General features: G+C 40.6%; 12 protein-coding genes. 8 read left to right on the top strand and 4 right to left on the bottom strand.

The features are described 5' to 3' along the window. The first annotated feature begins 33 nt into the window (after positions 1 to 33). From ilvA to SOR_RS08185, 3 genes are all read left to right on the top strand, one after another. Positions 34 to 1,284: a threonine ammonia-lyase IlvA gene (gene ilvA / locus SOR_RS08195; RefSeq protein WP_000947299.1), complete on the top strand. Its 1,251-nt coding sequence runs from the start codon at positions 34 to 36 to the stop codon at positions 1,282 to 1,284. An 82-nt stretch (positions 1,285 to 1,366) separates the two neighbouring features. Next, a complete protein-coding gene (locus SOR_RS08190; protein WP_000244067.1) occupies positions 1,367 to 2,263 on the top strand; it encodes an SPFH domain-containing protein in 897 nt (298 codons plus the stop codon). 106 nt (positions 2,264 to 2,369) lie between these two features. Continuing rightward, positions 2,370 to 2,585 carry a capsule biosynthesis transcriptional regulator gene (locus SOR_RS08185; protein WP_000241003.1) on the top strand — a complete coding sequence of 72 codons (216 nt, stop codon included), beginning with the start codon at positions 2,370 to 2,372 and terminating at the stop codon, positions 2,583 to 2,585. Positions 2,586 to 2,677: 92 nt separating this feature from the next. Here SOR_RS08185 and SOR_RS08180 read toward each other — a convergent pair whose 3' ends face one another. Together SOR_RS08180 and SOR_RS08175 are read right to left on the bottom strand one after the other, a co-directional pair. Continuing rightward, on the bottom strand, positions 2,678 to 3,418 hold the full coding sequence (locus SOR_RS08180) for an amino acid ABC transporter ATP-binding protein (RefSeq protein WP_000193353.1): 741 nt from the start codon (positions 3,416 to 3,418) through the stop codon (positions 2,678 to 2,680). After that, positions 3,415 to 4,983, bottom strand: a complete 1,569-nt coding sequence (locus SOR_RS08175; RefSeq protein ID WP_000732039.1) for an ABC transporter substrate-binding protein/permease — start codon at positions 4,981 to 4,983, stop codon at positions 3,415 to 3,417. Before SOR_RS08175 ends, SOR_RS08180 begins: the two co-directional genes overlap by 4 nt. A 130-nt stretch (positions 4,984 to 5,113) precedes the next feature. Here SOR_RS08175 and SOR_RS08170 point away from each other — a divergent pair, with 130 nt between their 5' ends. Together SOR_RS08170 and SOR_RS08165 are read left to right on the top strand one after the other, a co-directional pair. Continuing rightward, positions 5,114 to 7,009: a DUF2207 domain-containing protein gene (locus SOR_RS08170; protein WP_000747702.1), complete on the top strand. Its 1,896-nt coding sequence runs from the start codon at positions 5,114 to 5,116 to the stop codon at positions 7,007 to 7,009. A gap of 59 nt (positions 7,010 to 7,068) precedes the next feature. Continuing rightward, on the top strand, positions 7,069 to 7,914 hold the full coding sequence (locus SOR_RS08165; RefSeq protein ID WP_000273573.1) for an undecaprenyl-diphosphate phosphatase: 846 nt from the start codon (positions 7,069 to 7,071) through the stop codon (positions 7,912 to 7,914). Between the two features lie 34 nt (positions 7,915 to 7,948). Here SOR_RS08165 and dinB read toward each other — a convergent pair whose 3' ends face one another. Continuing rightward, positions 7,949 to 9,010, bottom strand: coding sequence for a DNA polymerase IV (gene dinB, locus SOR_RS08160; protein WP_000904541.1), 1,062 nt, complete (start codon positions 9,008 to 9,010; stop codon positions 7,949 to 7,951). Positions 9,011 to 9,242: 232 nt separating this feature from the next. On the opposite strand from dinB, the gene pflB reads away from it, so the two are divergent. The 3 genes from pflB to SOR_RS08145 all read left to right on the top strand — a co-directional run bounded on the left by pflB (position 9,243) and on the right by SOR_RS08145 (position 17,893). Further along, on the top strand, positions 9,243 to 11,558 hold the full coding sequence (pflB, locus tag SOR_RS08155; RefSeq protein ID WP_000260622.1) for a formate C-acetyltransferase: 2,316 nt from the start codon (positions 9,243 to 9,245) through the stop codon (positions 11,556 to 11,558). A gap of 318 nt (positions 11,559 to 11,876) precedes the next feature. Then, positions 11,877 to 15,335 (top strand): Spy0128 family protein, encoded by a 3,459-nt coding sequence (locus SOR_RS08150; protein ID WP_013670280.1) that lies wholly within the window; start codon positions 11,877 to 11,879, stop codon positions 15,333 to 15,335. A 452-nt stretch (positions 15,336 to 15,787) separates the two neighbouring features. Then, a complete protein-coding gene (locus SOR_RS08145) occupies positions 15,788 to 17,893 on the top strand; it encodes an ATP-dependent Clp protease ATP-binding subunit (protein WP_001063449.1) in 2,106 nt (701 codons plus the stop codon). A 58-nt stretch (positions 17,894 to 17,951) separates the two neighbouring features. Here SOR_RS08145 and SOR_RS08140 read toward each other — a convergent pair whose 3' ends face one another. Then, complete coding sequence (locus tag SOR_RS08140; RefSeq protein ID WP_000032556.1) at positions 17,952 to 18,434, bottom strand: S-ribosylhomocysteine lyase; 483 nt, start codon at positions 18,432 to 18,434, stop codon at positions 17,952 to 17,954. Between the last annotated feature and the right edge of the window lie 78 nt (positions 18,435 to 18,512).

The raw sequence follows: 18,512 nt of genomic DNA, 5'->3' as shown, positions 1-18,512 counted from the left end.
TTTTTATCTTGAACAGTATTTGAGGAGGAGACAATGCTAAGTGCAAAAGATGTGGTGAAAGCCCACAAAGTTTTGAGTGGTGTAGTAGTTGATACACCACTAGAATATGATCATTATTTATCAGAAAAATACCAAGCAAAGATTTATCTCAAAAAGGAGAATGCGCAACGAGTTCGCTCTTTTAAAATTCGTGGAGCCTATTATGCCATTTCTCAACTATCAAAAGATGAACGCGAGCGTGGTGTAGTCTGTGCCTCTGCGGGAAATCATGCCCAAGGTGTCGCCTATACTTGTAATGAGATGAAGATTCCTGCAACCATTTTTATGCCCATTACAACACCGCAACAAAAGATTGGGCAGGTTCGCTTTTTCGGTGGAGAGTTCGTGACAATCAAGTTGGTTGGGGATACCTTTGATGCTTCTGCTAAGGCAGCACAAGAATTTACATTAACAGAAAACCGCACCTTCATCGATCCTTTTGATGATGCGCATGTTCAGGCTGGTCAAGGGACTGTAGCCTATGAAATTCTTGAAGAAGCCCGTAAAGAGTCTATTGATTTTGATACAGTACTTGTACCAGTAGGTGGTGGCGGATTGATTGCCGGTGTTTCTACTTATATTAAGGAAACCAACCCGACTATTGAAGTGATCGGGGTAGAAGCTAATGGTGCTCGCTCTATGAAGGCTGCCTTTGAAGCTGGGGGACCAGTTAAGCTCAAAGAAATTGATAAGTTCGCTGATGGGATAGCCGTACAAAAGGTTGGACAATTGACCTATGAAGCGACTCGTAAGAATGTTGAAACGCTGATTGGGGTGGACGAGGGATTGATTTCTGAAACCTTGATTGATCTTTATTCCAAACAAGGTATTGTAGCAGAACCAGCCGGAGCTGCCAGCGTTGCAGCCTTGGAAGTTTTATCAGACTATATCAAAGGCAAGACGATTTGTTGTATCATTTCTGGAGGAAATAACGATATCAACCGCATGCCAGAGATGGAAGAACGTGCCTTGATTTACGATGGAATCAAGCATTACTTTGTAGTGAATTTCCCACAACGTCCAGGAGCTCTACGAGAGTTTGTAAATGACATTTTGGGGCCGCATGATGACATCACTCGTTTTGAATATATCAAACGGGCCAGCAAGGGGACAGGACCAGTCTTGATTGGGATTGCTCTTGCGGATAAGAATGATTATAATGGATTGATTCATCGAATGGAAAAGTTTGACCCGTCTTATATTAATTTGAATGGAAATGAAACACTGTATAATATGCTAGTTTAAACTAAAATAAAATTATTATCATATTATTTGCGTAATGATAACGATGGTGTTATAATGAGGGTGATGAAAGGGGGAGATTCCCATGGTTTTACAAATTTTACTTGTTGTATTGATTTTAGTGGTGATTGCATCAGTGATTACGATTAGTTCTGTATATGTGGTACGACAACAATCTGTCGCTATTATAGAACGCTTTGGTAAATACCAAAAGTTGAGCAATAGTGGTATTCATTTGCGGGCTCCCTTTGGGATTGATAGAATTGCAGCAAGAGTACAACTACGCTTGTTGCAGAGTGAAATCGTTGTAGAGACAAAGACGCAAGATAATGTATTTGTAACGATGAATGTGGCAACTCAGTATCGAGTGAATGAAAACAATGTCACAGATGCCTATTATAAATTGATGCGTCCAGAAGCCCAAATCAAATCCTATATTGAAGATGCTTTGCGCTCATCTGTACCAAAGTTAACCCTAGATGAGTTGTTTGAGAAGAAGGATGAAATCGCCTTAGAAGTTCAAAAACAAGTGGCAGAAGAAATGTCTACGTATGGGTATATCATTGTCAAAACGCTGATTACTAAGGTTGAACCTGATGCTGAAGTAAAACAATCAATGAATGAAATTAACGCAGCCCAACGTAAGAGAGTTGCGGCGCAAGAACTTGCTGAAGCAGATAAGATTAAGATTGTGACCGCAGCAGAAGCAGAAGCAGAAAAAGATCGCCTACATGGTGTAGGGATTGCAGAACAGCGTAAAGCGATTGTTGACGGACTGGCTGATTCTATCAAAGAGTTAAAGGGAGCTAATGTTGAGCTGACTGAAGAACAAATCATGTCTATCCTATTAACGAACCAGTATTTAGATACGTTGAATAATTTTGCGGATAAAGAGGGTAATAATACAATCTTCCTACCAGCAAATCCTAATGGAGTTGAGGATATAAGAACTCATATATTATCGGCTTTAAAAGCCAAATAAAAATATGCAGAATAATATAGTTGTGACGAATATATGTTTTTTTATTGACAGATGAAATAAAAACGTATACAATTAAGAATTGTAAAGAATAATTCAGGAGAAGAACATGGTTAAGTCAAACTTTGAAAAGGTAGAAGCAGTTGTTGGCTGGGTTCGTGATAAGAAGATCACAGGTTACCGTATCTCTAAAGAAACGAATGCGCGTGAAATGTCTATCATTGCTCTAGCACAAGGACGCGCAAAGGTTAAAAATATTTCATTTGAAACAGCTCTTAGTTTAATCGATTTCTATGAAAAAAATCATGAAAAATTTGAAGATTGAACTGTGGTTACAGGCAGATTCATGAATCGAGTCTGCCTTTTCTTTACAATTACAAACTAAAAAGACTGCATTCTGTATGCAGTCTTTATTTATTAATTGAGATAACGCTGAAGGAATTCTTTTGTCCGTTCTTCTTTAGGATTCGTGAAGAGTTCTTCAGGTTTACCTTCTTCTGCAATGATTCCCTTGTCCATGAAGATGACACGATGGGAGACGTCGCGAGCAAATTCCATTTCGTGGGTTACAACAATCATGGTCAAGCCTTCTTGAGCTAGGTCCTGCATAATTTTGAGGACTTCTCCGACCATTTCGGGGTCAAGGGCAGATGTAGGTTCGTCAAAGAGAATGGCGTCAGGATTCATGGAGAGTGCACGAGCGATAGCTACACGTTGCTTTTGTCCACCTGAAAGTTGTTTAGGCTTGGCTTGCCAGTAACGTTCTCCCATACCAACTTTTTCGAGATTCTCTTTGGCAATTTTTTCAGCTTCAGAGTGGTCGCGTTTGAGTACAGTAGTTTGGGCAACGATAGTATTTTCAAGGACATTCAGATTTTCAAAGAGATTGAAAGATTGGAAAACCATACCGAGCTTTTCACGATAATGGGTGAGGTTATAGCCTTTTTCGAGGACATTTTCTCCGCGATAGAGAATCTCTCCTCCTGTAGGTGTTTCTAGTAAATTAATCGAACGAAGGAAGGTTGATTTTCCGCTTCCCGAGCTTCCGATGATGGAAATAACCTCTCCTTTATGGACGGTGAGAGAAATGTCTTTTAGCACTTCATTTTGTCCATAGGATTTTTTTAGGTGTTTGATTTCAAGGATTGGTTGTGTCATTTTTTCAAATCCCCCGTTTGCATTTGGTTAGCACCTGTAGTGTAAGTGTCCATGTCCATATAGCGTTCGATAAAACGTAGGACACGGGTCACAGTGAAGGTGAGGACAAAGTAAATCACTGCAATGATGGTAAAGGTCTGGAAGTATTGATAGGTTTGAGTCGCTACAGTATTTCCTGAGAAATAAAGCTCGACAACTGAAATAACGTTCAATACAGAGGTATCTTTGATATTGATGACAAACTCATTACCAGTAGCAGGTAGAATATTACGGACAACCTGAGGAAGGACAATCTTACGCATGGTTTGATTGTGGGTCATACCAAGAGCAGTTGCAGCTTCGAACTGTCCCTTGTCAACTGCTAGAATACCACCACGAACGATTTCTGTCATGTAGGCACCCGTGTTGATTGAGACGATAAAGATAGCAGCCAGTGTCCGGTCGAGATTGATACCGAAAGCTTGAGCAGTCCCATAGTAGATAACCATGGATTGAACAATCATCGGTGTACCACGGAAGATTTCAATATAGACATTGAGAATCCAACCGACTAGTTTTTGTAGGCCGTAAATGGCTTTGTTTTCAGAGAGAGGAGCCGTACGGAAGACACCAATGGCAAGACCGATAATGAGACCTACGATAGTTCCGATGATTGAGATTAAAAGAGTGACACCTGCACCACGCAAGAGCTGTTGCCAGTTTTCAGAAAGAATTTTAGCAACTTGGTTGAAGAAATTACTGCTACTTTCTTCAGTTGTTGTGGCTTCGGCAGGTTGCTCTTGAATCATACGATCCATCAGTGCAACTTGTTCATCTTTGGAGATGGTTTCAATACTAGCATTGATTTGGCTGATACGACTGTCATCTTTACGAAGTCCAATGGCGATAGCTGTATCTTCTTCTCCAGTTTTGAAACCGGGTTGGGGTTGGATCATTTTGAACTTAGCGTTGGCAGACTCAGCGGTCAGGGCTTCAGGGCGTTCCGAAACATAGGCATCAATAACACCGGCTTCCAGAGCTTGGCGCATTTGGGCAAAGTCGCCCATAGCTGTTTCTTTCTTGACACCAGGGATTTGGGAAATCAAATCATAAAGGTAAACACCTTGTTGAGAAGTGATTTTTGCTCCGCTAAAGTCCTCTAAAGATTTGGCATTCGCATAGGCAGAGTCCTTTTTGACCAATAGAACTGGCTCGCTAGTATAGTAACTGCTTGAAAAAGCAATTTCTTGTTTGCGTTCAGCGGTTGGGCTCATACCGGCAATGATCATATCGATTTTGCCAGAAGTAAGGGCTGGAACAAGTCCTTCCCACTTGGTTTTCACGACCAATGGTTCCTTGCCTAGGTCTTTGGCAATTTTTTTAGCGATTTGAACATCGTAGCCGTTGGCGTATTGGTTGGTACCGTCGATTTTGACGGCGCCGTTACTATCGTCGTCTTGGGTCCAGTTGAAGGGAGCGTAAGCTGCCTCCATCCCGATGCGTAAATATTCGTCGGCTTGGACTTGGTTAACTAGTCCTAAGGTAAGGGCTAAGCTAGCAAGGATAGATAAGCATAATTTTTTCATGTTTTCTCCTATTTCTAGTCTAAAAATGACTTCTCTCTATTGTATCTAAAAATGGTGAGATTTTCAATACAAGTAAGCCTTTACTTATAAAAAATGATATAATGGTAAAAAGATTGAAAGGGAACCGATTATGAAAAAAAGATGGCTGTTGGCTTTGGTATTTGCTTATTTATTATTTATACCGAGCCTGGTTTTTGCAGTAGACTTTGATATCTTGTCCTATCAGGGTGATTTGAATATTCATGCAGATAATACTGCAATTTTTAAGGAAACAATTACCTACCGCTTTGGAGATGATTATAATGGTCAGTTAGTTGGACTCGGAAAAGCTGGGAAAATGCCAGAAGGATTTGACATTGATCCCGATCCGACCGTTCAGGTCTCTAAAAATGGAAGAATTGTTCAAAATGCTCCCTTCTATACTATGGAGGAAGAGGACGGTTACAAGGTAAAAATTTACAATGCTGGATATGCTGGAGATACTGTTCGGGTAACGGTTACCTGGAAACTAACAAACCTTCTCTTCTTATATAAGGATATCGCAGAGCTAAATTGGCAACCCTTGACAGATAGTACTGGAGACATCAAAGAGATTGAGTTCAAGGTCAGCTCGGACCATCCAGCGGAGAAACTCTATTTTCATGCAGGCCAACTCCTAAGGGACTCTAGTGTTGAAAAAACAAATAATCTCTATCATGTCAAAATGAAAGATCTTCCTAGAAAGCGACAGATCGAATTACACGCATACTGGCCTAGAAGTGCTTTTGCAGGAGCTCCAGATCAAGGATTAGAGGAAGAACGTTTAACCGATTTTAACCGAATTGAAAGCAATATAGCGACAGAAAAAGCGCAAAGTGAGATTATGATGAAATGGGTCTTCCCGGTCATTTTTATGAGTCTCTTACTTCCAATTCCTATCTTTTATAGAATGTTTCGTCAGAGTACAACCATTAAAAAGGTCTTTCCAAAAGACCACAGGCTTTATGAGCCGCCGATGGATTTGCCTCCAATGGTTCTAGCAGAAGCAGTGTATTCAACTTCCTTAGAGGAAGTCAATCCCCTAAACAAATCAGGGTTTGGTAAATTTACTTTTGAACGTTTGATTCAGGCAACCTTGTTGGATTTAGTCGATCGAGGTCATTTATCTATTTTTCAAGGGGATGAGGAACCTTATGTGCGCATTATCAGTGAAAAGGGGTTGTCCAATTTTGAGAAGGAATGTCTGCGCATGACTTTGTCAAATAAGAAAGAATTGGCTATTTCAGAGCTCTTCCCTGATTACCAAGTTTCATCTTCCCTTTACCGTGGTGCCAAAGAGTCAGATGAAAAACATATCCGAGAAACAGGCTCGCGTCTCAAACGCTCCTTTGAAGGAAGACTTCAACGCATTCAGTCTTGTGTCAAGGATAAGGTCCATGTACTTCGTATCCCAAGCTACTATCGTCCCTTGACAAGTGAGGAACGTCGCCTTGCTCTTGGGATGCGGGTCTGTTCAGCCATAACAGCTCTAGGTGGATTGCTTTTCTTTTATTATAGTTGGCAAACACATGGCTTCTTTTCGATCCCATTTCTACTCTTAGGATTGACAGGATTAGGGACTAGTTTCTGGGTTTATCTTGCCACGCGAGGAGCCTATCGCGATGGAGTTCTAACAGAGGAAGGAGCGGAGATCTTCTATCTCTGGACGAGTTTTGAAAATATGCTTCGCGACATCTCTCATCTGGATCAGGCCGAGCTAGAGAGCATCGTCCTTTGGAACCGTCTACTGGTCTATGCGACTCTCTTTGGTTATGCCAAGAAGGTGAGCAAGTTAATGAAAGTTCGCCATATTCAGCTTGAAAATCCAGATTTGAATCTTTATGTAGCCTATGGTTGGCACTCACAGTTCTACACCTCAACTGCACAAATCAAGCAATATACTGCTGTCGCAAATACAGCTAGCAATTACTCTGTATCTTCTGGAAGTGGAAGTTCAGGTGGAGGATTCTCAGGAGGCGGAGGCGGTGGTAGCATCGGCGCCTTCTAAAAAATCTATCGCAACATCTGAAATTATGCTATAATAGAGGACAGAAAAAGGAGTAATGTATGTATTTTATTGAAATTTTGAAGTCAATCTTTTTTGGGATTGTTGAAGGAATTACAGAATGGTTGCCCGTTTCAAGTACTGGCCACTTGATCTTGGTTGAAGAATTTGTACAATACAAGGACCAGAATGCAGCCTTCATATCCATGTTTAATGTTGTCATCCAGCTTGGTGCCATTTTAGCAGTTACGGTCATTTACTTTAATAAGCTCAATCCCTTCAAACCTGGTAAAACTAAGGTCGAAGTTCGTAGAACTTGGCAATTGTGGTCAAAAGTCTTCGTTGCAACCTTGCCTTTGCTATTGGTTTTTAAATTAGATGATTGGTTTGATGCCAAATTCCATAACATGGTTTCAGTTGCGATTATGTTGATTATCTATGGTGTTGCCTTTATCTATCTTGAAAAACGAAATAAGGCCCAAGCTATTGAACCAACAGTAACTGAGTTAGACAAGTTGCCTTATAAAACAGCCCTTTACATCGGTCTCTTCCAAGTCCTTGCCCTTTTCCCAGGAACAAGTCGTTCAGGGGCGACGATTGTTGGTGGTTTATTGAATGGAACAAGTCGCTCTGTCGTAACAGAGTTTACCTTCTATCTCGGAATTCCTGTTATGTTCGGAGCCAGTGCTTTAAAGATTTTCAAATTTATTAAAGCAGGTCAACTTTTGAGTTTTGGTCAACTGTTCTTGCTTTTGGTAGCCATGGGGGTTGCCTTTGGGGTCAGCATGGTTGCTATTCGTTTCTTGACCAGCTATGTGAAGAAACACGACTTTACACTCTTTGGTAAATATCGTATTGTACTCGGTAGTGTCTTGTTGCTCTATAGTTTTGTGCGTTTGTTTGTATAAGAAAAAAGCTTGAGGGAAGTTTCCTTCAAGCTTTTTAAAATCCTGTCACCGTGATTCCTAGTAAACGGATACCTTTTTCTTTTTCAGCTAGCTCTTCGTAGAGTTGAAGGGCAGTTTGAGAAATCTGACTAGCGTCCTGTGTTGCTTGTGGAAGGCTTTTTCGTCTAGTCAGAGTGGAGAAGTCAGCATATCGTATTTTTAGGATAATGATTTTTCCAGACTTGTCCTGTGTGCTGAGATTGAGAGCTACTTTTTCAGAGAGGAGAGTCAGCTCTTTTTTGATGTCTTCGTCAACCTGGAGAATCTTCCCATAGGTTTTCTCCTTGCCAATGGACTTACGAATGCGATCGGACTTGACTGGTGAGTTATGAATGCCCCTTGCCTTTCGATAAAGGTCAAAGCCGAGTCTGCCAAAGCGATCGATTAAAGTGACTTCAGAGACGTCCAATAAGTCTGCACCAGTATAAATGCCCATTTCATGAAGCTTTTCTACTGTCTTCTTTCCTACACCATGAAATTTAGCAATGTCCATTTGTTTGAGAAAGTCTTGGGCTTGGTCAGGTAGAATCACTGTCAAACCATGTGGCTTCTGATAATCACTGGCCATTTTAGCTAGAAATTTATTGTAGGAAACGCCTGCAGAAGCAGTCAGGTGTAGTTCCTGCCAGATATCCTGTTGGATGAGGCGGGCAATTTTGACGGCTGACTTGATACCGAGTTTATTTTCTGTCACATCCAAGTAAGCCTCGTCAATACTCATAGGTTCAATCAAATCAGTGTAGCGTTTAAAAATAGCTCGAATCTCAAGTCCTACAGTCTTATACTTTTCATAATTTCCTGAGATAAAGACAGCTTGGGGACAGCGCTCATAAGCTTCTTTAGAGCTCATGGCTGAATGAATACCAAAAGCTCGCGCCTCATAGCTACAGGTAGAAACGACACCTCGACCACCTGTTTGTCTGGGGTCGCTTCCGATAATGACAGGTTTGCCCTTTAACTTGGGATTATCTCTTATTTCCACCGCTGCAAAAAAGGCATCCATGTCGATATGGATGATTTTTCTGGACAAATCATTTATCAATGGAAATATGAGCATTCCAATCCCTTTCTAGTGTCGTTTTCTATTTATTATACCCTTTTTTCTGAAAAAGTGGAAAAGTCCAACCTGACTTTCAAAAATATAATACAGATAAGAACGAAAAAGAGACTGTATTATAAAAGAAAGCGTCTAAAATAGCGATTTTCTCTTGTTGAAATCGGTTACTGTATGGTATACTTGTCTCAAGAATGTAACAGATGACTGTTACTAGAAAAAAGAGGACATTAACATGGTTGTTAAGACAGTTGTTGAAGCACAAGACATTTTTGATAAAGCTTGGGAAGGCTTCAAAGGCGTAGATTGGAAAGAAAAAGCAAGTATTTCTCGCTTTGTTCAAGCTAACTACACACCTTATGATGGAGATGAAAGTTTCCTTGCTGGACCAACAGAACGTTCACTTCACATCAAAAAAATCGTAGAAGAAACAAAAGCACACTACGAAGAAACTCGTTTCCCAATGGACACTCGTCCAACATCTATTGCTGATATTCCTGCTGGATTTATCGACAAAGAAAACGAAGTGATCTTCGGTATCCAAAATGATGAACTCTTCAAATTAAACTTCATGCCAAAAGGTGGTATCCGTATGGCTGAAACTACTTTGAAAGAAAATGGATACGAACCAGATCCAGCTGTTCACGAAATCTTCACTAAATACGTAACAACAGTTAACGACGGTATTTTCCGTGCCTACACTTCAAACATTCGTCGCGCTCGTCACGCTCACACTGTAACTGGTCTTCCAGATGCCTACTCACGTGGACGTATCATCGGTGTTTACGCACGTCTTGCTCTTTACGGGGCAGACTACTTGATGCAAGAAAAAGTAAATGACTGGAATGCAATCAAAGAAATCGATGAAGAAACAATCCGTCTTCGTGAAGAAGTAAACCTTCAATACCAAGCATTGCAACAAGTTGTTCGCTTGGGTGACCTTTACGGGGTTGATGTTCGTAAACCAGCGATGAACGTCAAAGAAGCTATCCAATGGGTTAACATTGCTTTCATGGCTGTCTGCCGTGTGATTAACGGTGCTGCTACATCTCTAGGTCGTGTACCAATCGTATTGGACATCTTTGCAGAACGTGACCTTGCTCGTGGTACATTTACTGAATCAGAAATCCAAGAATTCGTTGATGATTTCGTTATGAAACTTCGTACAGTTAAATTTGCTCGTACAAAAGCTTATGACCAATTGTACTCAGGTGACCCAACCTTCATCACAACTTCTATGGCTGGTATGGGTAACGATGGTCGTCACCGTGTTACTAAGATGGACTACCGTTTCTTGAACACTCTTGACAACATCGGTAACTCACCAGAACCAAACTTGACAGTTCTTTGGACTGACAAATTACCATACAACTTCCGTCGCTACTGTATGCATATGAGCCACAAACACTCTTCTATCCAATACGAAGGTGTAACAACAATGGCTAAAGACGGATACGGAGAAATGAGCTGTATCTCATGCTGTGTGTCACCACTTGACCCAGAAAACGAAGATCAACGCCACAACATCCAGTACTTCGGTGCTCGTGTAAACGTTTTGAAAGCTCTTCTTACTGGTTTGAACGGTGGTTACGACGATGTTCACAAAGACTACAAAGTATTTGACATCGATCCTATCCGTGACGAAGTTCTTGAATTCGAATCAGTTAAAGCCAACTTTGAAAAATCTCTTGACTGGTTGACTGACACTTACGTAGATGCTTTGAACATCATCCACTACATGACTGACAAGTACAACTACGAAGCTGTTCAAATGGCCTTCTTGCCAACTAAACAACGTGCTAACATGGGATTCGGTATCTGTGGATTTGCTAACACTGTTGATACATTGTCAGCTATCAAGTACGCTACTGTTAAACCAATCCGTGATGAAAATGGCTACATCTACGATTACGAAACAATCGGTGAATACCCACGTTGGGGTGAAGATGACCCTCGTTCAAACGAATTGGCTGAATGGTTGATCGAAGCTTACACAACTCGTCTACGTAGCCATAAACTTTACAAAGACGCAGAAGCTACTGTATCACTTTTGACCATCACATCTAACGTTGCTTACTCTAAACAAACTGGTAACTCACCAGTCCACAAAGGTGTATACCTCAACGAAGATGGTTCTGTGAACTTGTCTAAACTTGAATTCTTCTCACCAGGTGCTAACCCTTCTAACAAAGCTAAAGGTGGATGGTTGCAAAACTTGAACTCACTTGCTAGCCTTGACTTTGGTTACGCAGCTGACGGTATCTCATTGACAACACAAGTTTCTCCACGTGCTCTTGGTAAGACTCGTGACGAGCAAGTTGATAACTTGGTAACAATCCTTGATGGTTACTTCGAAAACGGTGGACAACACGTTAACTTGAACGTTATGGACTTGAACGATGTTTACGAAAAGATCATGTCAGGTGAAGACGTTATCGTACGTATCTCTGGATACTGTGTAAACACTAAATACCTCACTCCAGAGCAAAAAACTGAATTGACACAACGTGTCTTCCACGAAGTTCTTTCAATGGATGATGCATTGAGCTAAGATTCAATTAGAATAGAAAGAAAGCTAGTCTATAGGACTGGCTTTTTTCTATATCTAAAAGATAAATTTTCGACATATCATATGAAAAATACTGAGAGATTTTGTTAATTCTTGTGACAATGTGTTGAAATTCGAGAGAATAATATAATAAAATCTTATAAAAACTTATTTTCTAGTTATTAAACTTGAATAGATTGTATTGAGATGTTATAATACAATAGATAAACTCTAGTTAGTGATAGGGGTTGTCAAAATGGTATGATGTAATCTCTTAGGGAGATTAGAAATAAAAATTTCATATAGAAAAGAGGAGAAGAAATGTCGAGAAGCAAAGCGTTAAACATGCTTTCTAAATTTTCTGCGTTAGCTTTTGCTATTTTAGGCCTAGCATCTGTTTTGGTAGGGATTGTTAAAGCAGATAATCCGGTTTCAAAAGAGTTGACACAAGTAATTACAGGCATTGATCTGTTAGATGCTTCAGATACTAAGCAAAATGTGAGTTCAGAAGGAGATTTCTCGCTTCGTACGAATTTAGCATATAAGCTTCGCGTGACTTTTGATCTCAAACAGTATAATGAACATCTGAATAATGGAGATTATTTTACCTTTGATATACCTGCTCCTATGGCAGTTTATGAGGGGAGTCAGGATTTAATTGATCCGACAACAAAAGTTACTATTGGAGAAGCAGAAGTGACTTCAAATGGTACTGATCAAGGTGGGAAAGCAAAAATCACCTTAAAAAACTTGGATAAATATCTAGAGAAAACTGGTGGAGATAAGGTAAAGGATGTGTCAGGGAATTTTTCTGTTACTTTTAGATTCTTAAAGGATCAGAATAAAACCCGCATTAATTTTAATTCATCCTCATTGAAGCAAGAAGTGACTCACATTTATTCATCAAAAACAATCGATGGTCCCAAAGTTGGTACTGAAAATTACGCTAAAATTGGGGGGCGTGCTGCCCTTGAAAATTGGAACTCTCCAAAACTGGCTGAGATTGGTTCGGTTAGCAAGGGAGATGCATGGTCTACCTGGCGGGTACGTGTAAATACAGAGAAACAAGACTTAGGACAAAATATTGTATTACATGATACTATACCAAATGATGATACTAGTTACACTCCTGCACAGTATATTCCTGAGACTCTAAAAGTATATAAGGCAGATATCACTGTTGGGACTTCTGCTGTTCCAGATGATGCAGTATTGTTAACTGAGGGGCAAGACTATACCGTTTCGTGGAACGAAAACTATACTTCATTCGATATCATTTTTAAAGATGGAACGACCTCTTATATAGTATCTTATAACACAACAACTCCTAATGATGGAAGTAAAGTAGGAAATAGGGTTGCTCTGTCGTTGGCTGACGGGACTAAATTAGCACAGAATACAAGTCGTCCGGGAGCACTTGATATGACAGCTGAGGCGACATCTTTGATTTCTGGTACGATTGTAGCATCTACTGCATACCAAATTAAGATTCATAAGACTGATGCCTTCACTCTTGCTCCAGTTTCGGGTGCAGTATATACTGTGACAGCAGCAGATGATGCAAGTGAAACAACAGAAGTGACTACGAATGAAAAAGGAGTAGCGCTTACGAAAACTTATGATCAGAAATGGGAAGGTAAAACGTTTAAGATCAAAGAGAAGACTGCTCCAGCAGGTTATAAACTAGATGAAAAAGAGTATACAGTCAAACTCGGTGCTGCGGGTTCTACTATTCATCTTAAAGATGAACCTCTTCCAGCTGTATTCAATGTGACGGCTAAGAAAGTAGTAGAAGGACGTGCAGATAAACTTCCAAAAGCAGATGAGTTTACCTTTAACCTGTTTACTGCAGAGAACTTGAAGGAACCTGTAGCCACAGCAAAATCAAAAGCTGATGGAACGATTACCTTTGAGAATCTCCAAGTAAAAGGTGTGGGAACTTATCACTACATCATCAAAGAAGACACTTCAACAGCAGTTGCAGGCGTTACATTTGATACAGAAGCCAAGGAAGTTACTGTAGCAGCAACTTTCCAAAATGGAGTTTTAACAGCAACTGTCACATCTGCAGAACCAACCTTCACAAACACATATAAAGCAGCTCCAGCTAAAATTGCTATTGAAGCTAAAAAAGTTTTGAATGGTAAAGAGCTGGAGATAGATGAGTTTGAGTTTGAACTGAAAGAGGGTGACAAGGTTGTTGCGACAGCAAAGAATACTGCTGGCGGATTGATTCGTTTTTCTGAAATTAGCTATTCAACAGCAGGAGTATATAACTACACTATTACAGAAAAGGTTGGCAATAAACTTGGTGTAACTTATGATAAAACAGAACATCCAGCAACTGTAGAAGTGAAAGATAATGGCGAAGGTCAACTTGTCGCGACAGTTACAAGTGAAACACCAGTTTTCGTTAATGACTATAAAGCGGAACCTGCACAGGCTACAATCAAAGCTAAGAAAGTCTTGAAAGGTAAAGCGCTTGAAGCTGATGCTTACACATTTGAACTGAAAGAAGGTTCAGACCTTGTAGCTACGGCTAAGAATACTGCCTCAGGAGAAGTTGTCTTCAACGTCACTTTCTCAGCAGCAGGCGATTACGTTTACACTATTACTGAAAAAGCTGGTGACGATAAAACAATCACTTATGATCAAAATGCGTATGAAGTGTTCGTCACTGTTGCGGATGATGGTAAAGGCCAATTGGTTGCGACTGTAGAAGATGCGGATACAGAACGTGTCTTCACAAACACTTATACAGCACCAGCTCCAACAGCTACATCGGCAACACTTGAATTTACGAAAGAATTGACTGGTCGTACTTTGGTTGATGGTGAGTTCCAATTTGAATTGTACAAAGATGGACAAAAAATTGATACAAAAACAAACCAAGGTGGAAAAGTAACATTTAATGCAATCAACTATGATGCAGAAGGTGAGTATACTTATACTGTAAAAGAAGTGAATGCTGGAGCAACTGGTATTACTTATGATACAGAAAAGACTGCGGTGGTAAAAGTAACCAAAGATGCAGCAACCAACGCTTTGAAGGCAGCTGTTGAATATCCAGCAGGTAGTGTCTTCAAGAATAGCTTCAAAGCACCAGCGGTAGAAGCTACGATTGAAGCAACTAAGAAACTTGAAGGTAAAGAACTTGCGGCTGATGCTTATACTTTCGAATTGAAAGAGAAAGGCGCCGTTGTAGCTACAGCTAAGAATACTGCCGAAGGTAAAGTAGACTTTGTTCGTTCATTCGAAGAAGCAGGTACTCATACTTATACCTTGGTTGAAAAAGTTGGTACTGAAGAGGGTATTGAATACGATAAGACCGAGCATACTGTAACAGTCACTGTAGTTGCGGATGATCAAGGTCTCTTGACTGCAAAGGTTTCCTATGCCAATGGTAAAGAAGTTGTATTTACAAATAAATACACTGTTCCAACACCAACGCCAGAACCAAATCCATCTCCAAATAATCCAGGAACAACGCCAGATCCAGCACCAACACCAGACCCAGCTCCAAATAATCCAGGAACAACGCCAGATCCAGCACCAACACCAGATCCAACGCCAAATAATCCAGGAACAAATCCAACTCCAGGAACAGAACCAACTGATCCAGGAAAAAAAGAGGATCCAAAACAAACACCTCCAGCTACGGAGACTAAAGGTAAAGCTGAACTTCCAAACACAGGGGAAGCAACCTCTCTCCTTTCTGCACTTGGATTTGCAGTCTTGGCATTGAGTGGATTGGTATTCTTCGTAAAACGTAAAGCTTAGGCTTTCGTAGGAGAAACATGAAACTTGGTAAGTGAGAATATTCCTTCTCTCTTAAACTTGATAGAGAAAGTCTCTAGAAAATTCGTTTTCTAGGGACTTTTTTGTACTTCAAAAAAACTTTTTAAAAAATAGTCAAATTTGGTCAAAAAGTTATTGACTTTTACTGACCAATGTGATATAGTAGAAACATAAGGAAAATGAATTCCTTAGAAAACTTCATTTTCAATGACTCTATTTCTTGAAAATGTATAATAGATACCCTAGAAAGGGGTGAGGCCTATGTTAAATCTAACAGACTTTGAAAAGAAGATGATAAAAGGCTTATTTAAAAAAGAAAAACCAGAAATTATACGTAGAGTAGCTATTTAGCTAGTCTAAATTTTTTAAAACAAAGGTCAAAGATAGTCAATATCAGAGATCGCAAATAATTAACAATAAACGAGGTAAAAAATATGAACAACAACTTTAATAACTTTAACAACATGGATGATTTATTTAACCAATTGATGGGTGGTATGCGAGGATACAGTTCTGAAAACCGTCGCTACTTAATCAATGGACGCGAAGTGACACCTGAGGAATTTGCTCAGTATCGTGCAACTGGGCAATTACCAGGAAATACAGAATCTGATGTGCAAATGCAACAACACGCTTCAGGTATGAAACAAGACGGTGTCCTTGCCAAACTAGGTCGTAACTTGACAGCGGAAGCTCGTGAGGGCAAGTTGGATCCTGTAATCGGACGAAACAAGGAAATTCAAGAAACATCTGAAATCCTTTCACGTCGTACCAAGAACAATCCTGTTCTGGTAGGAGATGCAGGTGTTGGTAAGACAGCCGTTGTCGAAGGCTTAGCGCAAGCCATTGTGAACGGAGATGTTCCAGCTGCCATCAAGAACAAGGAAATTATTTCTATTGATATCTCAGGTCTCGAGGCTGGTACTCAATACCGTGGTAGCTTTGAAGAAAACGTTCAAAATCTAGTCAACGAAGTAAAAGAAGCAGGAAATATTATCCTCTTCTTTGATGAAATTCACCAAATTCTTGGTGCTGGTAGCACTGGTGGTGATAGTGGCTCTAAGGGGCTTGCAGATATTCTCAAACCAGCTCTCTCCCGTGGTGAATTGACTGTTATTGGTGCAACAACTCAGGATGAATACCGTAACACTATCTTGAAGAATGCAGCTCTTGCTCGTCGTTTCAACGAAGTCAAGGTCAATGCTCCTTCAGCTGAAGATACTTTCAAAATCCTTCAAGGAATTCGTGACCTCTATCAACAACACCACAATGTTATCTTGCCAGATGAAGTCTTGAAAGCAGCAGTGGATTATTCAATCCAATATATTCCTCAACGTAGCTTGCCTGATAAGGCTATTGACCTTGTCGATGTAACAGCGGCTCACTTGGCAGCTCAACATCCGATAACAGATGTTCATGCTGTTGAACGTGAAATTGAGGCAGAAAAAGACAAGCAAGAAAAAGCAGTTGAAGCAGAAGACTTCGAAGCAGCTCTCAATGCCAAAACTCGCATTGCAGAATTGGAGAAAAAAGTCGAAAACCACACAGAAGATATGAAAGTGACTGCCACTGTCAATGATGTGGCCGAGTCCGTAGAGCGTATGACTGGTATTCCAGTATCACAAATGGGAGCGTCAGACATCGAACGTTTGAAAGATATGGCTCATCGTTTGGAACACAAGGTTATCGGCCAAGACAAGGCGGTTGAAGCTGTAGCTCGTGCTATCCGTCGTAACCGTGCAGGATTTGATGAAGGCAATCGCCCAATCGGTAGCTTCCTCTTTGTAGGGCCTACTGGGGTTGGTAAGACGGAGCTTGCTAAGCAATTGGCGCTCGATATGTTTGGAACCAAGGATGCTATCATTCGTTTGGATATGTCTGAATACAGTGACCGAACAGCTGTATCTAAGCTGATCGGTACAACAGCCGGTTATGTGGGGTATGATGACAATAGCAATACCTTGACAGAACGTGTTCGTCGCAATCCTTACTCTATCATTCTATTGGATGAGATTGAAAAGGCTGATCCTCAAGTCATTACCCTTCTCCTCCAAGTCTTGGATGATGGTCGTTTGACTGATGGTCAAGGAAATACAGTGAACTTTAAGAACACGGTCATTATCGCGACATCAAATGCTGGATTTGGCTATGAAGCTAACTTGACTGAAGATGCGGATAAACCAGAGTTGATGGATCGTTTGAAACCATTCTTCCGTCCAGAGTTCCTTAACCGCTTTAATGCAGTTATCGAGTTCTCACACTTGAATAAGGAAGACCTTTCTAAGATTGTGGACTTGATGTTGGCGGAAGTCAACCAAACCCTGGCTAAGAAAGACATTAATTTGGAAGTCAGCCAAGCAGCTAAGGACTTTATCACAGAAGAAGGCTATGACGAAGTTATGGGTGTTCGTCCTCTCCGTCGCGTGGTTGAACAACAAATTCGTGATAAGGTGACAGACTTCCACTTGGATCATCTAGATGCCAAACATCTGGAAGCAGATATGGAAGATGGCGTTTTGGTCATTCGTGAAAAAGCCTAACTCAAGATTTTGAGAATAAAAAAAGAAGGAACTAGCTAAAAGCTGGTTCCTTTTGTGTTTAGATGATATGGCGTTCAAAGGCATCATCTGAGATTCCTTGTTCTAGGATGAGTTTCGCCCATTCTTTGGCAGAAAAGAGGCTGTGGTCCTTGTAGTTTCCGCAAGATTCGATGGTTGTTCCAGGGACATCTTCCCAAGTAGTGGTTTCAGCGATTTCCTTGAGCGAATCCTTGATAACAGCAGCAATTTCAGCACTGGTATGGCGTCCCCACATAATCATGTGGAAGCCTGTACGACAACCAAATGGCGAACAGTCAATCATACCGTCAATGCGGGTACGGATGAGCTTGGCTAAGAGGTGCTCAATAGTGTGAAGGCCAGCGGTAGGGATAGAGTCTTCATTTGGTTGCACCAAGCGAATATCAAAGTTGGAGATGACATCTCCCTTTGGTCCGGTTTCTTCCCCAATCAAGCGAACATAGGGTGCTTTAACAATGGTGTGGTCAAGTTCAAAACTTTCAACAATAACTTCTTTTGACATGGTAGTTCCTTTCAGTTTTCTTCTTTCATTATAACATAAAGCCAGCTATTGAAACAGAGAGAAAACCTCTCCGAGGGT

Source organism: Streptococcus oralis Uo5, from assembly GCF_000253155.1.
Classification (GTDB): Bacteria; Bacillota; Bacilli; order Lactobacillales; family Streptococcaceae; genus Streptococcus; species Streptococcus oralis_L.
Note: the sequence above shows the minus strand (reverse complement) of the source record. Positions and strands in the feature narration are given on the sequence as shown.

What these genes read in the sequence shown, in the direction of transcription:
- ilvA (WP_000947299.1), top strand. Translation starts at nt 34, where the DNA reads ATGCTAAGTGCAAAAGATGTGGTGAAAGCCCACAAAGTTTTGAGTGGT.
- SOR_RS08190 (WP_000244067.1), top strand. Translation starts at nt 1,367, where the DNA reads ATGGTTTTACAAATTTTACTTGTTGTATTGATTTTAGTGGTGATTGCA.
- SOR_RS08185 (WP_000241003.1), top strand. Translation starts at nt 2,370, where the DNA reads ATGGTTAAGTCAAACTTTGAAAAGGTAGAAGCAGTTGTTGGCTGGGTT.
- SOR_RS08180 (WP_000193353.1), bottom strand. Translation starts at nt 3,418, where the DNA reads ATGACACAACCAATCCTTGAAATCAAACACCTAAAAAAATCCTATGGA.
- SOR_RS08175 (WP_000732039.1), bottom strand. Translation starts at nt 4,983, where the DNA reads ATGAAAAAATTATGCTTATCTATCCTTGCTAGCTTAGCCCTTACCTTA.
- SOR_RS08170 (WP_000747702.1), top strand. Translation starts at nt 5,114, where the DNA reads ATGAAAAAAAGATGGCTGTTGGCTTTGGTATTTGCTTATTTATTATTT.
- SOR_RS08165 (WP_000273573.1), top strand. Translation starts at nt 7,069, where the DNA reads ATGTATTTTATTGAAATTTTGAAGTCAATCTTTTTTGGGATTGTTGAA.
- dinB (WP_000904541.1), bottom strand. Translation starts at nt 9,010, where the DNA reads ATGCTCATATTTCCATTGATAAATGATTTGTCCAGAAAAATCATCCAT.
- pflB (WP_000260622.1), top strand. Translation starts at nt 9,243, where the DNA reads ATGGTTGTTAAGACAGTTGTTGAAGCACAAGACATTTTTGATAAAGCT.
- SOR_RS08150 (WP_013670280.1), top strand. Translation starts at nt 11,877, where the DNA reads ATGTCGAGAAGCAAAGCGTTAAACATGCTTTCTAAATTTTCTGCGTTA.
- SOR_RS08145 (WP_001063449.1), top strand. Translation starts at nt 15,788, where the DNA reads ATGAACAACAACTTTAATAACTTTAACAACATGGATGATTTATTTAAC.
- SOR_RS08140 (WP_000032556.1), bottom strand. Translation starts at nt 18,434, where the DNA reads ATGTCAAAAGAAGTTATTGTTGAAAGTTTTGAACTTGACCACACCATT.